The 369-nt window shown below is 60.7% G+C and carries 1 protein-coding gene; it reads right to left on the bottom strand.

The annotated features are described in order from the left end of the window. Positions 1 to 369, bottom strand: a 369-nt coding sequence (locus tag BN2475_RS36025; protein ID WP_483874393.1) for an EF-Tu C-terminal domain-related protein, incomplete at its 5' end; no start/stop codon positions are given.

Here is a 369-nt window from a genome sequence, read left to right as displayed (position 1 = left end):
TTACTCGAGGATCTTTGCAACCACACCAGCGCCGACCGTACGGCCGCCTTCGCGAATTGCGAAGCGCAGACCTTCTTCCATCGCGATCGGGTTGATCAGCTTCACCGTGATCGACACGTTGTCGCCCGGCATCACCATTTCCTTGTCCTTCGGCAGCTCGATCGAGCCCGTCACGTCCGTCGTACGGAAGTAGAACTGCGGACGGTAGTTGTTGAAGAACGGCGTGTGACGGCCGCCTTCGTCCTTGCTCAGCACGTACACCTCAGCCGTGAAGTGCGTGTGCGGGTTGATCGAACCCGGCTTCGCCAGCACCTGGCCACGCTCCACGTCTTCACGCTTCGTGCCGCGCAGCAGGATACCCACGTTGTC

The organism is Paraburkholderia ribeironis (assembly GCF_900019265.1).
Taxonomy (GTDB): domain Bacteria; phylum Pseudomonadota; class Gammaproteobacteria; order Burkholderiales; family Burkholderiaceae; genus Paraburkholderia; species Paraburkholderia ribeironis.
The sequence above is the reverse complement of the archived record's forward strand: the minus strand, read 5'-3'. Positions and strand labels throughout refer to the sequence as shown.